We start from the raw sequence: 15,734 nt of genomic DNA, 5'->3' as shown, positions 1-15,734 counted from the left end.
GACAAAATTATTTTGATAACTTAGTAAAATATTGATAAAAATATGGAATGGTTTCAATACCTTTTAAGTAATTCCAAACCCCAAAATGTTCGTTAGGTGAATGAATAGCATCAGAATTTAACCCAAAACCCATTAAAATGGTTTTACTTTTTAATTCTTGTTCAAACAAAGCAACAATAGGAATACTACCTCCACTTCTTTGCGGAATTGGTGTTTTGCCAAACGTAGTTTCATAGGCTTTACTTGCAGCTTGATAGGCAATATTATCAGTAGGGGTTACATAACCTTGTCCTCCATGATGTGGTTTTACGACAACTTTTACAGATTTTGGAGCAATACTTTCAAAGTGATTTTTAAATAGCTCTGTAATTTCTTTCCAATCTTGATTTGGAACTAAACGCATAGAAATTTTAGCATAAGCTTTGCTTGCAATTACAGTTTTTGCGCCTTCGCCTGTATAGCCTCCCCAAATTCCGTTTACATCTAAAGTAGGTCTTATAGAATTTCGCTCGTTAGTAGAATATCCTTTTTCTCCATAAACAGCATCAATATCTAATGCTTTTTTATAGTTATCTAAAGAAAAAGGAGCTTTTGCCATTTCTGCTCTTTCATCTACAGATAATTCCTCTACATTATCATAAAAGCCAGGAATAGTAATATGGTTATTTTCATCATGCAAAGAAGCAATCATTTTGGTTAAAATATTAATAGGATTTGCAACAGCACCACCATACAAACCAGAATGTAAATCTCTATTTGGGCCAGTTACTTCAACTTCTACGTAACTCAAACCACGCAAACCTGTTGTGATTGAAGGAATATTGTTTGCAATCATTCCTGTGTCTGAAATTAGAATTACATCATTGGCTAATTTTTCTGTATTTCTTGGTACAAACCAAGCCAAACTTTCAGAGCCAACCTCTTCTTCACCTTCTATCATAAATTTTACATTACAAGGTAAATTTCCTGTAGAAGTCATATACTCTAAAGCTTTAACATGCATGTACATTTGCCCTTTATCATCACAAGCTCCTCTTGCAAAAATAGCTCCTTCTGGATGAATTGCTGTTTTTTTAATGACAGGTTCAAAAGGAGGAGAAGTCCAAAGATCTATGGGGTCTGCAGGTTGTACATCATAATGTCCATAAACCAAAACTGTTGGTAAACTTTTATCGATAATTTTTTCTCCGTAAATAATAGGATATCCAGGAGTTTCACACAACTCAACTTTATCACAGCCAGCATTTTTTAAGCTTTCTAAAACAAAATCAGCTGTATTTAAAACGTCTTTTTTGTAGGCTTTGTCTGCACTAATTGAAGGTATTTTAAGCAAATCTACCAACTCATTTAAAAATCGTTTTTTATGTTCTTTTATGTAAGATTGAATTGTATTCATGTAAAGTTTTTTATTTGTTTTTCAAAAATAGAAAAATAATAATGAACTGCTTTGCAGTTTCTAAGTATTGTTTATATTTGCATCCCAATTTGATTGGAAAGTTGCAGGCGTGGTGGAATTGGTAGACACGCTAGACTTAGGATCTAGTGCCGAAAGGTGTGAGAGTTCGAGTCTCTCCGCCTGTACAAGTAAAAAACTTCTTGATTTCTCAAGAAGTTTTTTTATGCCTTAATTTATGCTTAAAGAAATCTTTTCAAAATCTTCGCTTTTTTCAGCATTTTCAAATAAATGTTGTGCCTCTTTTGGTGGTACTGTAAGTTTTCTCTTAGTTAAATCTATCCAAGCTCCATAAACTTTTACAATGGCAGATAGTTTTCCTGCTTCATTAAAAATTTGATGGGTAATTTTCCAACGTTCATTATTTTCTGATAAACCTTGCACTTTAAAATCTACAGTAATGGTTTCTCCTAGATGAATTTCTTTTCTAAAAGTGGTTTCTTCCTTAAATAAAATAGGACCTATATTATGTTTTGTAAATTCTTCTATAGAAAAATTTTGGTCTCTAAAGTATCTAACTCTAACTTCTGCTGCATAATCATTATAAGCTGTATGACGCATGTGTCTGTTAGGGTCAAAATCTGACCATTTGGTGTTAAAAGATATTTTAAAACTCATATTTTTTTATTTAAAAAAGCCTGATAGTATTTTTTTAAAAAAACTATCAGGCTTTATTGGTATTTATATATTTTTTAATTCTTTACAATTTCGTTTTTTGTATTCATTTTTAAATCACTTAAAACGTTTAGAGCTTCAGAAACAAACATATCTTTAGATAAATTTTTGTGCCAAGCTTTTCTTTTGTCAGATAATGTTTCATCTTTTTCTAAAAAAGACAATTCATATTTTGGTGATGTAAAAGTTAAATTCGATTTAAAATCAAAAGTGTTTTTAAATTTTTCTGAAAACTTGTCTTGTTCCTTATTTTCTTTTTCAAAAATCTTGTAGTTTAATGAATAAGAAGTATCTTTTTGATTTTCTTTTAACCATTTTGCATATTCGTTAATTTGCTTAAATTTAGGATCTTTAGCAATTCTTTCTTTACTAGAGTAAACAACTTCATTAAAATTTGAATAGGAATTGGCTAAATTATATTTTGCTTTGGCAACTTTATCCCACTTTAGTGCACCATCTAAATTACGCTCGCCAAATTTCATATAACTATATCTAGTTGGCATAGCAATGTCTGAATAAACCCCTTCTACTTGGGTAGAACCCCCATTAACTCTGTAAAATTTTTGGATAGTCATTTTTAAATATCCTAAATCTTTTTTATATTTTGGATAAAACTGATTAATTGGTAAAATATTTTGAACAGTTCCTTTACCATAAGTCTGTTTACCACCAATAATTACAGCTCTTTTATAGTCTTGCATTGCAGCTGCAAAAATTTCTGATGCAGATGCAGAAAATTCATTTACCAAAACTACAACTGCTCCATCCCATTGTATTTTTGGATCTATGTCATTTTTTACAATAGGTGCTTCTCCTCTATACTTTACTTGTACTATTGGCCCTTTGTCTATAAATAAACCAGAAATTTCGATAGCAGTTTTTAAGGAACCACCACCATTGTTTCTTAAATCTATGATTAAGCCTGTAACTCCTTCTTTTTTTAACCTTTCTATTTCTAATTCCATGTCTTTTGCAGAATCTCTATAGGCATTATCAGAAAAATCAATATAAAATTTAGGCAAATCTATAATGGCAAATTTTCTACCATCTTTTTCTACAATACTAGATTTTACAAAAGTTTCATCTAACTGAACAACGTCTCTAATAATAGATATTATTTTAGTAGAACCATCTAATTTTTTCTTAACAGTTAATCTTACCTCTGTTCCTTTTTTTCCTTTGATAAATTTAATGGCATCATCTAAACGCATTCCAACTATATCTAAAGGCTCTCCATCTCCTTGTGCAACTTCTAAAATAATATCACCTGCTTCTAGTTCTCCTTGTTTCCATGCTGGACCACCAGAAACTAATTCAAAAACATGAGTATAGATTCCTCTTTTTTGTAATCGAGCACCAATACCTTCTAATTTTCCAGAAATGTCTTGGTCAAAACGCTCTTTTATTCTTGGAGCCATATAGGTTGTGTGTGGGTCAAAAGCACTAACAACACTATTTAAAAAAGTAGAAAACCAGTCTTCATGTTCTAACTCTTCTATTCTTTGATAAAGTTCATCCATATTTTTAAGCACTTCTGTTCTTGCCTCTTCTTCTAGAGTTTTAAAGGATTTCTTTTTAAAGTCTTTATCTTTTTTAGCCTTATCTTCTTGTTTTTCAATTTTATCTTGAACTCTACTTAAAGTGTTTAATTTTAGTTGTTTGCGCCAGTAATCTATTAGTTCATTTTCGTTTTTTGCAAAATCGACTTTATCATAATCAATATCTATGGTTTCTTTCTTTTTAAAATTGAAAGGTTGTGCTAATAAATCGCCATAATAAGATTTTGCATTTTTAATTTTTTCAATAAAACGATTGTAGACTAAATTGTAAAAAGAAACATCATCATTTAATAACTGATTGTCTATTTGATATTTATATTTTGAAAATTCTTTGATATCTTTTTGTGTGAAATATCTTTTACTTGGGTCTAAACCATCAATAAAACCTTTAAAAACAAATTCAGAGAAATCATCATTCATATCTTTTACAACAAAATGACCTCTTGTTAAAATGTTTTTTAAAACGTAGATTAGTATTTTATCTTTTTCAGGATCTGGATCTGTATTAAAATTAGTTGCATTTGTTTTTAAGCTACTCGTTAGCAATGCAATTGCTAAGAATAATAATTTAAATTTCGTCTTCATAAATCTTTTGTCGTGATTTTATTTTTTAATTACTTTTTGCTATTGCTAAACTACTAAAACAATGCCAATTTTTTTTATTTTGTTTTTTATTCTTTGTTTTTATATATCCCTCTAAATGCTTCTGATATTATTTTACCATTAGCATCTAAATATTCCCAAACTTGGGTAACAGAATTATCTTTATTTTTAGACCAAGTTACTCTATTGTAATAATCGCCCTTTTTTGCTTTGATTAAATTGCTTTTTAAGACCATCTTTCCGTCAATTAATTTTCCTTTTAAAACTAAAGAAAAACCAGAGTTGTCAATCCAAACTTGATTCCAAGTATCATCTGTTTTGTTATAATAGTTGTAACTTGTTCCTTTGTTTGGACTTGTTTTAGATTCCCAATTTTCTTGCATCACACAATTATTTTGCATTTTTACAAGTCTGTTTGTACCAATTAATTTGCCTGATGTATCATAAACATTCCAACTACCTTCCCAAAAATCAAATTGCCTATATTTTTCTCCAGAACAAGGATTTTTTGAAGAATTTTGAGTAAAAGTAGCGTTAGAAAAACTTACAGTAAACAATAAAATTAATACTGTTAAGAAACGATTCATAAATTAAAAGTTTATCAACTACAAGTTTACGCAAAAAACAAAAAGATTGGTCTTTACAAAATGTTAAAAATGAAATCATTAAAAAACGATTACATTTGTTTTAGAAAAATTAAAATTTAGTGTTTAAAGAGCACTTTTTTTATTGAAAACTATCGTTAACTTTGAATTTTAAATCTTAGATAGTTAAATAGTAAGTTATGCAAGAAAAACCTTTAATTTTAGTAACCAATGATGATGGAATTACAGCTCCAGGTTTAAGAGCTTTAATTAGAATAATGAATAAAATTGGAGAAGTAGTAGTTGTGGCTCCTGATAGCCCTCAGAGTGGAATGGGACATGCAATTACAGTGGATAATGTACTTACTTGCAATCCAATTACAATTGATGATGGCCCTCAGTTAGAATATACTTGTTCTGGAACGCCTGCAGATTGTGTAAAAATGGCCATAAACGAAATTTTAAATAGAAAACCAGATTTATGTGTTTCAGGTATTAACCATGGATCAAATTCGTCTATTAATGTAATTTATTCAGGAACAATGAGTGCTGCAATAGAAGCAGGTATAGAAGGTGTCCCAGCCATCGGTTTTTCTTTATTAGATTTTAAATGGCATGCAGATTTTAAACCATCAGAAACATTTGTGAAAAATATTACTTTAAATGCTTTGTTAAATGGCATACCTGAAGGTGTTGTTTTAAATGTAAATATTCCAAATTTAAAATACGAAGAAATTAAAGGAGTAAAAGTTTGTAGGCAGGCTAATGGATATTGGAAAGAAGATTTTGACAAACGAAAAAGTCCTTTTGGAAAAGAATATTATTGGCTTTCTGGAGAATTTGTAAGTAAAGATAAAGGACAAGATACAGATGTTTACGCTTTAGAAAACGGATATGTTTCTGTTGTACCTGTTCAGTTTGATATGACTGCACATCATTTTATTCAAAAATTAAACTCTTGGGAACTGTAAAAAAAGATATTTTAATCGGAATTTTAGTTTCGTTATTCGCCACTTTTGCTGGTATTTTCTTGTATTTAGAATACTTTTCTAGATTTGGGTTTACAGAATCTTTAGCCTTTTTAAAAGAAGGTAAGTTGTTTGGTAAAGTTTTATCTTTAGCTGCCATTCCTAATTTGTTTGTTTTTTTTATTTTTATAAAAAAGAAACAAGATCATAGAGCAAAAGGAGTTTTAATAGCAACAATTTTAACTGCATTAACAACTTTATTTTTAAAGTTTTTTTAATATGAAATACTACATTATTGCAGGAGAAGCTTCTGGAGATTTGCACGGATCTAATTTAATGAAAGCATTGTATAAAGAAGATGCAAATGCAGAAATTAGATTTTGGGGTGGAGATTTAATGAAGAGTGTTGGAGGTACTTTGGTAAGCCATTACAAAGAAAGAGCTTTTATGGGTTTTTTTGAGGTGATAATGAATCTTAAAAAAGTATTGGTATTTATAAAATTTTGTAAAAAAGATATAGAGCAATTTAATCCAGATGTTATTGTTTTTATAGATAACTCTGGTTTTAATTTAAGAATTGCAAAATGGGCAAAAGAAAAAGGTTTTAAAACCAATTATTACATTTCTCCTCAAGTATGGGCAAGCAGAGCTACAAGAGTAAAAACCATTAAAAGAGATGTAGATAAAATGTTTGTGATTTTGCCTTTTGAGAAAGCGTTTTACAAGAAATTTAATTATGATGTAGAATTTGTAGGACATCCATTAATAGATGGAATTGCAGGCAGAAAGCAAGTAGATTTTACCACTTTTAAAAAAGAACATAATTTATCTGATAAGCCCATAATTGCGTTATTACCTGGAAGCAGAAAGCAAGAAATTACAAAAATGTTATTTGTAATGCTTTTTTTGATTGATGATTTTCCAGAGTATCAATTTGTTGTTGCTGGTGCTCCAAGTCAAGATTTTATTTTTTATCAAAAAATTATTGGTAAGAAAGATGTAAAATTTATCAACAATAAAACATACGATTTATTAAGTGTGTCTTACGCAGCTTTGGTTGCTTCTGGCACTGCAACTTTAGAAACGGCTTTGTTTAAAGTGCCACAAGTAGTGTGTTATAAAGGTGGTAGTATTTCCTATCAAATAGCAAAAAGAATTATTACACTAAAATATATTTCTTTGGTAAATTTAATTATGGATAAAGAGGTTGTAAAAGAATTAATTCAGAATGATTTTAATAAAAGAAATCTTAAAAAAGAATTGATTAAAATTTTAGATGAAAAACACCGTGAAAAACTCTTTTTAGAATATTTTGAGTTAGAGAAAAAACTTGGAGGAAAAGGAGCTTCTAAAAAAGTAGCTCAACAAATAGTTGCCAGTTTAAAATAAATAGGGGTTGAAGAAAGCAGTATTTTTAGTAGTTGTTTTTTCTTTTATGATGAGTTCTTGCTCATCATCTAAAAAAGCTATTCAAAATAACAAAAAAACTGTTTCTAAGGCAGACAAAATTGTTGCTAACGCATTAAAATACACAGGAGTTCGCTACAAATTTGGTGGAACAACCAAAAAAGGGATGGATTGCTCAGGAGTAATTTATGTTGCTTACGGACAAGAAAATGTAAAATTACCTAGAGTTTCTAGAGACATGGCTAAAAGAGGTAAAATAATTTCTTTGAGCAAAGTTAAAAAGGGGGATTTAGTTTTTTTTAGAACCAACAAGAGTAGAAAAAGAATAAACCACGTTGGTTTGATTATTTCTCATAAAAAAGGCGTTATTCGTTTTATACATGCAACTTCTTCTAGAGGGGTTATTGTTTCTTCACTATCAGAAAAATATTGGAAAAATGCTTTTGTAAAAGCAACAAACATTCTTTAAAAGTACTATTTAATTTTTTTTAGTACCTTTAATTCGCTATGAAAAGGTTACTATATTACTTACCCTTACATTTTGTTGTATTTGTAATTCTTGGAATTTGTTTCCAGTTTTATACCAACTTATGGAGTTTTAAATTTCTTGAAACCCTACTAATTTTAGGTGGTTTTGCGCTTGTTACTTTTTTAATAAAAAATAAAATAATATCCAGTTTTCTTACATTTTTCTTATTCTTTTTTTTGGGGACTTCTTCTGTATATTTTAACAATTATCAGAATTATGATTCTTATTATGGAAACTATTTGGATGATAATTCTACCATAATTTTAAAAATTAGAAAAGTTTTAAAACCAGGATTATATCACTATAAATATGAGGCTAATATTACTCAAGTTGATACACATAAGACTGTAGGTAAAATTCTACTAAATATTGAAAAAGACAGTTTAAATAGCCAGATGTTAGGTGTTGATGATAAAATTATTTCTAAAAGTATTTTAAATGAAGTACAGCCTCCTTTAAACCCTCATCAATTTAATTATAAATCATATTTAGAAAAACAAAACATTTATCATCAAATATATGTTAAGAATAAACAGTTTCTACAAATAGAATCTCCAACAAATAGTTTATATGGTTTGTCTGATAAAGTTAGGAAACACATTAAGAAATCGCTATTAAAACATCACTTTAAAAAAGATGAGCTTGCTGTGATTAATGCACTGTTGTTAGGACAAAGACAAGATATTTCTAAAGAGTTAATTGCAGATTACCAAAATGCTGGAGCCATACATATTTTGGCAGTTTCTGGTTTACATGTAGGTGTAATTTTGTTGGTTTTAACTTTTTTGTGCAAACCTTTAGAAAGATTTAAAAATGGCAAAATTGTAAAAACAATACTCATTATTTTATTGTTGTGGATCTTTGCTTTTATAGCAGGACTTTCTGCATCTGTAGTTAGGGCAGTTACTATGTTTACTTTTGTGGCAATAGGAATGAGTTTTAAGAGAAAAAAAATTATCGAATTCTCTTTAATTTCTTCAATGCTTTTTTTGTTGTGCATAAAACCACTGTTTCTATTTGATGTTGGCTTTCAGCTTAGTTATTTAGCTGTTTTTGGTATTATTTGGGTTCAGCCCAAATTAGCATCTATATACAAACCAAAAAATAAGATTTTAAAATTTTTCTGGGGATTGTTTACTGTTTCCATTGCAGCTCAGTTAGGTGTTTTACCATTAAGCGTATTTTATTTCCAGCAGCTTCCAGGATTGTTTTTAGCTTCTAATTTAATAATTATTCCCTGCTTAATATACATTTTAGTTGGTGGTATTCTAGTAATTTTTGCTTCACTCATAGGTATATTGCCTCAATTTTTAGCAGATTTTTACGGAGTTGTAATTTCTTGGATGAATAGTGTTGTAAGTTGGATTTCTAATCAAGAAGCGTTTTTATTTAGAGAAATTTCAATATCAGTTTATATGATGTTAAGCTTGTATCTTTTAGTTGTTTTTAGTGTGTGGTTTTTTACTGATAAATCAACAAAAAAATTACTATATGTTTTAGCTTCAATTATACTGATACAATCTGTTTTTTTATTTGAAGTAAAGGAATATAATTTAAAAAGGGAGTTGCTCGTTTTTCATAAAAATAGGTTTTATATAATAGGAAAAAGAGTTGGTAACAAGCTTTTTTTGCAACATAATTTAGATTCTTTAAACGCAAAAGAGGAGTACAGTTTAAAAGCTTACATGATTAAAGAAAAAATAAAAAAAATACAACAAGTAGATTTTAAAAACTATTTAGAATTTTTGGACAAAGAAATTTTAATTGTTGATGATTTAGGGGTTTACAATATAGGCACCTTAAAAAAACCTATTGTTATTTTAAAAGATTCACCAAAAATTAATATAGAAAGATTGATAAAAACAATAAAACCATCACAAATAGTTGCAGATGGTTCTAATTATAAAAGTTACATTTTCCGATGGAAAAATAAATGCTTGGAAAATGGTATTCCTTTTCATTACACAGGAAAAAAAGGTTCTTTTGTTATCGAGGAATAAGTTTACAAATTGCTTTTAAATTCTTTATCAAAAAGCTCCCATTTTTTAGTTTTATATAATTCTTCAGCAAAATAGGCAATTACTTTTTCCATCACTGTTTTATCCAAATAACCAGGTATTCTGTCTAAAAGTTGTTCTTTTTTTGATAAAAACAAAGTAGTTGGGTAAGATAATTTCCCACTCATTAAAGCAGCAGGTAATTGATGATAACCACGTCTGCCTTCTTTTTGAAATTTAAAAGTATGACCTTTATAAACGATATCTTTTTTCTCTTCACCATTTAGTTTTACTGCATAAAAATTTTTATTGATGTAATTGGCAATAACTTTATTAGAATAGGTGTTTAAATCCATTTTTTTGCAATAGCCACACCAATCTGTGTAGACGTCTATTAAAATGGGCTTTGGGTTTTTCTTATTTAATTCGATAGCTTTTTCAAAAGAAAGCCACTTCACATTTTCTTGGGCAATATTATTCCAAGAAAAAAAGAAAATTGTAAATACGAATACGATTTTTTTCATAATTAACTGGTCGCAAATGATGTGCCAAATTTACAGATTATCTAATTCCGTGCATTAATTTTTTCATCAAAGGATTTAATATTAAAAATATTAATCCAACAGCAGTAGGTACAATTGTAAAAATTAAGAAAAAGTAAGACATAGAATATTGTTCTACAATAGGATCTATATAACTTCCAATTTTTGCAGCCAAGTAGTTTCCTAAAGCATTTACTAGATACCAAATACCAAACATCATTCCTATTTTTTTTGCTGGAACCAATTTAGAAACGTAAGACAGACCTGTTGGAGACACACATAGCTCTCCCATTGTATGAAATAAATAGGCCAAGACTAACCAAATTAAACTTACTGAAGCTGTTTTTGCACCTTGAGGAATGTTGCTTGAACCATAGGCTAATGCTCCAAAACCTATTCCTAAAAGAAGCATTCCAATACCAAATTTTACAGCAGCAGAGGGATTAAGTTTACTTTCCCACCATTTAGAAAATAAAGGCGCTAAGAAGATAATAAAAAGTGAATTTAATATCAAAAACCAAGAAGCTTCTATCTCTGTGTTTTGTTGAGGGATAATTACACTTAATTTCCAAATAACTATTCCCCAAATACTAATAAAGCTAATGCCTAATACAATATTTGATAATGATATTTTTTTAAAAGTTTGGCTAAATAGTTTTAACAAAACCCAAGAAATTATTAAAAGAGGAACAGTAGATACTAAAACATCTACAATTTTAAAAATTAAAGCAGAGTTTCCAGTTAATGCTCTTTGCGTGTAATCTCTTGCAAAAATATTCATAGAACCACTGGCTTGTTCAAAGGCAGCCCAAAAGAATACTGTAAAGAAAGCCAATAATGCAACAACAATATATCTATCTCTTTGAATATTTTTTTGAGTATTATTTTTTTGAAGATCTTTTTCGAGTAAATCAGTTTTTTTTGTTGCAACAGCATCAGCTAAATCATTTTTTTTACTTGGAGTAGCACCAATGTTTTCAAAAATTTCTCTCCCAAACCAAAATTGCAAAGTTCCTAAGAGCATAAAAATACCAGCCAAACCAAACCCCCAAGAATAACTTAAATTATTTGCTAAAAATCCACAGAGTAAAACTCCTAAAAAGCCACCAGCATTAACTCCCATGTAAAAAATAGTAAAAGCACCGTCTTTTCTTTCAGGATATTTATCATACAAACCACTAACAATAGAGGTTACGTTTGGTTTAAATAATCCATTACCAATAATTAATAATCCAATTCCTAAATATAATGTAGTCTCAGTTTCTAATGACATAGCTGCATGACCTAAAGTCATTGCTAAAGCACCTAATGCAACCGCTTTTTGATAACCTAATAATTTATCAGCAATAATACCACCAATTAGCGGAGTTAAATAGACAGAACTTGTGTAAATTCCTAAAAGACCTAAAGCTCTTTCTCTTGTCCATTCCCAACCACCATCAGAAAAAGAGGCTGTTAAAAATAGAACAAAAATGGCACGCATTCCATAATAAGAAAAACGTTCCCACATTTCTGTAAAAAACAAAACAAATAATGCAGGCTTATGATTTAATAAGCTAAATTCTTTGTTAGTAGCAGATATATCCATAATTAGTAAGTTTTAGAAAATAAAAAAAACCTCATAAATGACTAGTTTATGAGGTTTATGCTTGATATTATTTTTAATGTACGTTACCTAATAATTTTTTCATTAATGGTGAAAATAATAATACAATTGCTCCAGCACCAAGAGCATACATTGCTATTAGGTGAAAGCCATCTGTATAAATCTCTAAAGTATCTAAGCCTCCTACATTTTTATCAGTACTTTCTACAGCCAATTGTTCTCCAATAAATCCAACTATTTGAAAAGCAAAAGCCGAAGATAAAAACCAAACTCCCATCATGAAGGATACAATGTTTTTTGGGGACAAATCTGTGATTTTTGACAACCCTACAGGAGACATAAACAATTCACCTACAGAAATAATAAAATACATTACAAATAAGTAGTAAAAAGGTACCATTCCGTTTTCATTTGCACTACCTCCACTAATAGAAAGGATATAAAAGCTTAAACCTGCAAGTAATAACCCTAAACCAAATTTGTAAGGAGTTCTAGGGTTCATTCCTTTTTTTGATAAATAACCCCATAAAAGTGAAATAGGAATTGCTAAAATAATTATAAACATAGAGTTTAAGCCATTAGTTTGACCAGCAGACATGATTCCATCTAAAGCAACATTTCTTGATGCAAATAAAGTAATTACACTTCCTGATAATTCATGAAAACCCCAGAAGAGTGTCATAAAAAAAGTAATTAAAACCGCCATTATTAGTTTTTTACGAGCATCGTTAGATTTTAAATTATATAAAATATAACCTAAATATGCTAAAACAGCAAAACCAATGAATTTAAATATACCACTTACATAATTATCTTTCCAAGAAGACAAAAGCCAAGCTATACCAGGTGCAGATAAAAATGCAATAATTGGAATTAACGTTTTTTGAGGTATTCCTAAAATTTTCTTTTCATAAACTTCTTGATTTGGTGGCATACCTTTGTCACCAAATACATTGTTTTTAATTCCACTCCAAAAGAAAATTAAACCTGTTAACATTCCAATTCCTGCTAATCCAAAACCATAATGATATCCATATTCAACAGCCAACCATGCACACAAAAAAGGTGCAACCATACCTCCAATATTAATACCCATATAAAAAATGGTAAACCCAGAATCTTTTCTCACATCACCTTCTTTGTATAAAGCACCAACAAAGGTTGAAATGTTTGGTTTAAAAAAACCATTACCCACTACAATAAGGGCTAATGCAAGGAAGAAAGCCATATCATTTTCTATTGCAAGAACAAAATGTCCAAAAGCCATTAAAATTCCACCTAAAAAAATGGAAGCTCTCATTCCTAATATTTTATCCGAAATTTGACCACCAATTACTGTAGAGGCGTATACTAAAGAACCGTAAGAAGCATAAACAACTGCTGTTGCAGTATCTCTTTCAACAATAGCTGCAAATATTTTTTCAACCATATAAAGCGTTAGCAGCGCTCTCATTCCATAGAAACTAAAACGCTCCCATAATTCTGCAAAAAATAAATAAAATAACCCTTTTGGATGTCCGAACATTTGTGGTTCTTCTGTAGTTGTACTAACTCCTTTATCTAACATAATCTATACTTTTATTTTGGTTGATATTATTTTGTATTTAAATTCTTCTCAATAAAATTTGTCATTTTGGTGTACAAATTCAATCGCATATTTTTTCCTTTATAAATTCCATGTGCTCTGTCTGGAACAATAAACATATCAAATTGTTTATTGGCTTCAATTAGTGAATTTATCATTCTGTAAGAGTTTTGTACATGAACATTGTCATCTCCTGTACCATGTACCAAAAGATAGTTGCCTTTTAATTTTTCGGCATAATTTATTGGCGAATTCTCATCATAACCACTCGCATTTTCTTGCGGAGTTTGCATATAACGTTCTGTATAAACAGTATCGTAAAAACGCCAAGAAGTTACTGGAGCAACAGCAATTGCTGTAGTAAAAATATCATTTCCTTTTAAAATACAATTTGTACTCATAAAACCACCATAAGACCAACCCCAAATACCAATATTATTTTTATCAATATAAGAGCGCTCTGCTAATTTTTTTGCTGCATTAATTTGATCTTCAACTTCATATTTACCTAATTCTTTTTGGGTTACTTTCTTAAAGTCTCTTCCTTTAAAACCAGTTCCACGTCCATCAACACAAACAACAATCATCCCTTTTTGTGCTAACATATTATGCCAATAATCATTGGTTCCATTCCACCTATTTCCAACTTGTTGTGAGCCTGGTCCAGAATATTGAAACATTAGCATTGGATATTTCTTAGATTCATTAAAATTTGCAGGTTTTATCATCCACATATTTAAATCATTCCCATTAATATTAATGGTAGAAAACTCTTTTGGTGTCATTTTGTAGGATGATAATTTTTCTTTTAATTCTGTATTGTCTTTTATTACTTTTATCATTTCACCATCAGCAGCATATAAAGAATAAATTGGAGGTGTTGTTGCAGATGAATGCGTGTTGATAAAATAGTTTAGGTTTTTACTAAAGGCTGCAGAATTTTGCCCTTCTTTATTACTTAATAATTTTTTATTTTCACCATCCAAACCAATAGAATAGACACCTCTATTGATTGATCCGTTTTCTACAGATTGATAATAAACTGTTTTTTTTACTTTATTAAAACCATAATATTTAGTTACTTCCCAATTTCCTTTTGTAATTTGGTTGATAAGTTTTCCATTAAAATCATAATGATAAATATGGTTGTAGCCATCTTTTTCGCTAGTCCAAATAAAGCTATTATCTGCTAAGAAAGTTAGGTTGTCTGTAATGTCTATGTATGCTTTGTCAGTTTCGTTTAATAGTAAACTAGAGTTGTTTCTTAAAGCATTTACTTTGTGTAGTTTTAAATTGTTTTGATGACGATTTAATGTAGTAGCAACCAAAATAGCATCATTATTAGACCATTGAATTCTTGGAATATATTCGTAATCTCCCAAAGAAATTTTCTTACTATTTTTTGATGCTAAACTATATGTATGTAATGTAACATCTGCATTTTTTTCTCCAGCTTTTGGGTATTTAAAAACTTGTTGTTTAGGATATAATTCATTACCAACAATGTCCATAGAAAAAGTAGGTACGTTTGTTTCATCAAAACGTAAAAAGGCTAAGTGTGTTCCTGTTCTGTTCCATTCAAAAGCTCTTACAAAAGCAAATTCTTCTTCGTAAACCCAGTCTGTAATTCCGTTAATAATTTTATTTAATTTACCATCTCTTGTAACTTGGGTAATGCTGTTAGAGGCTACATTTTTAATAAAAATGTTATTGTCTTTTGCATAAGCTACATTTTTATTGTCTGGAGAAAAAACAGGTTCTTGAATTTCCTCGCCAATCAATGTTAATTTTTTAGTAGCAATATCGTAAGCATAATATGTTCCTTTAGAGGAGTGCCTATAAATTTTTTGAGAATCTGTACCTAAAATTATTTTTGTTTCATCATCATTAAAACTGTATGAAGAAAAAGATTTGATTCCCTTAAAATCTTTAGTCGATGCAATTGTAGCAACTTTTTCTAAAGTTTTATAGCTATATTTATCTACTGTTGTATTGCCATCTTCATCTTTATTAATAACAGCATAAAAATCTCCATTCATAGAATTTAATGAGTTCATTCTTTTGGCAGAAAAAGTGCCATCCCAAATTTCTTCTAGAGTAATTTCTTTATCTCCTGTTGCGTTGTTAGATGTTGTTACTGTGTTTTGTTTGCAGCTTATAAAAAAAGAAATTGCTGCAAAATATAGTAGTTGTTTCATTTAGATTTTGATTTTAATAAAACTTTGC

Annotated in this window: 13 protein-coding genes and 1 tRNA gene; 6 read left to right on the top strand and 8 right to left on the bottom strand. The window is 29.3% G+C overall.

Annotated features, from left to right (window positions below; translation table 11 throughout):
- Positions 1-7: 7 nt before the first annotated feature.
- On the bottom strand, positions 8-1,396 hold the full coding sequence (locus tag ACY2RW_RS08500) for a dipeptidase (protein WP_490122290.1): 1,389 nt from the start codon (positions 1,394-1,396) through the stop codon (positions 8-10).
- Between the two features lie 103 nt (positions 1,397-1,499).
- On the opposite strand from ACY2RW_RS08500, the gene ACY2RW_RS08495 reads away from it, so the two are divergent.
- Positions 1,500-1,581: transfer RNA gene (locus ACY2RW_RS08495), tRNA-Leu, on the top strand.
- Positions 1,582-1,624: 43 nt separating this feature from the next.
- Here ACY2RW_RS08495 and ACY2RW_RS08490 read toward each other — a convergent pair.
- The 3 genes from ACY2RW_RS08490 to ACY2RW_RS08480 form a co-directional block, all read right to left on the bottom strand.
- Positions 1,625-2,071, bottom strand: a complete 447-nt coding sequence (locus tag ACY2RW_RS08490; RefSeq protein WP_490122289.1) for an acyl-CoA thioesterase — start codon at positions 2,069-2,071, stop codon at positions 1,625-1,627.
- Between the two features lie 74 nt (positions 2,072-2,145).
- The gene (locus ACY2RW_RS08485) at positions 2,146-4,272 is read right to left on the bottom strand and encodes a carboxy terminal-processing peptidase (RefSeq protein WP_490122288.1); all 2,127 of its coding nucleotides are present in this window, start codon (positions 4,270-4,272) and stop codon (positions 2,146-2,148) included.
- 86 nt (positions 4,273-4,358) lie between these two features.
- Positions 4,359-4,877: a hypothetical protein gene (locus ACY2RW_RS08480; RefSeq protein WP_490122287.1), complete on the bottom strand. Its 519-nt coding sequence runs from the start codon at positions 4,875-4,877 to the stop codon at positions 4,359-4,361.
- Between the two features lie 197 nt (positions 4,878-5,074).
- On the opposite strand from ACY2RW_RS08480, the gene surE reads away from it, so the two are divergent.
- Genes surE through ACY2RW_RS08455 form a run of 5 tightly spaced genes read left to right on the top strand, consistent with a single transcriptional unit; the run spans position 5,075 to position 9,778 of the window.
- Positions 5,075-5,845, top strand: a complete 771-nt coding sequence (gene surE, locus ACY2RW_RS08475) for a 5'/3'-nucleotidase SurE (RefSeq protein WP_490122286.1) — start codon at positions 5,075-5,077, stop codon at positions 5,843-5,845.
- Positions 5,833-6,120, top strand: coding sequence for a hypothetical protein (locus ACY2RW_RS08470; protein ID WP_490122285.1), 288 nt, complete (start codon positions 5,833-5,835; stop codon positions 6,118-6,120). The genes surE and ACY2RW_RS08470 overlap by 13 nt, the downstream gene beginning before the upstream one ends.
- A 1-nt stretch (position 6,121) precedes the next feature.
- Positions 6,122-7,231, top strand: coding sequence for a lipid-A-disaccharide synthase (gene lpxB / locus ACY2RW_RS08465; protein WP_490122284.1), 1,110 nt, complete (start codon positions 6,122-6,124; stop codon positions 7,229-7,231).
- Positions 7,232-7,238: 7 nt separating this feature from the next.
- The gene (locus ACY2RW_RS08460) at positions 7,239-7,718 is read left to right on the top strand and encodes a C40 family peptidase (protein ID WP_490122283.1); all 480 of its coding nucleotides are present in this window, start codon (positions 7,239-7,241) and stop codon (positions 7,716-7,718) included.
- 38 nt (positions 7,719-7,756) lie between these two features.
- Entirely contained in the window at positions 7,757-9,778 is a 2,022-nt protein-coding gene (locus ACY2RW_RS08455; protein ID WP_490122282.1) for a ComEC/Rec2 family competence protein, read from the top strand.
- A gap of 2 nt (positions 9,779-9,780) precedes the next feature.
- Here the strand turns inward: ACY2RW_RS08455 and ACY2RW_RS08450 are convergent, their stop codons facing one another.
- From ACY2RW_RS08450 to ACY2RW_RS08435, 4 genes are all read right to left on the bottom strand, one after another.
- Positions 9,781-10,299, bottom strand: coding sequence for a thioredoxin family protein (locus ACY2RW_RS08450; protein WP_490122281.1), 519 nt, complete (start codon positions 10,297-10,299; stop codon positions 9,781-9,783).
- Positions 10,300-10,336: 37 nt separating this feature from the next.
- Positions 10,337-11,905 carry a peptide MFS transporter gene (locus ACY2RW_RS08445; RefSeq protein WP_490122280.1) on the bottom strand — a complete coding sequence of 523 codons (1,569 nt, stop codon included), beginning with the start codon at positions 11,903-11,905 and terminating at the stop codon, positions 10,337-10,339.
- A gap of 73 nt (positions 11,906-11,978) precedes the next feature.
- Positions 11,979-13,490, bottom strand: a complete 1,512-nt coding sequence (locus ACY2RW_RS08440; protein WP_490122279.1) for a peptide MFS transporter — start codon at positions 13,488-13,490, stop codon at positions 11,979-11,981.
- A 26-nt stretch (positions 13,491-13,516) separates the two neighbouring features.
- Positions 13,517-15,706 carry a S9 family peptidase gene (locus ACY2RW_RS08435; RefSeq protein ID WP_490122278.1) on the bottom strand — a complete coding sequence of 730 codons (2,190 nt, stop codon included), beginning with the start codon at positions 15,704-15,706 and terminating at the stop codon, positions 13,517-13,519.
- Between the last annotated feature and the right edge of the window lie 28 nt (positions 15,707-15,734).

The sequence above is a fragment of the Polaribacter sp. 2305UL8-11 genome (genome assembly GCF_058147165.1).
This window is presented reverse-complemented; position numbering and strand designations above follow the sequence as displayed.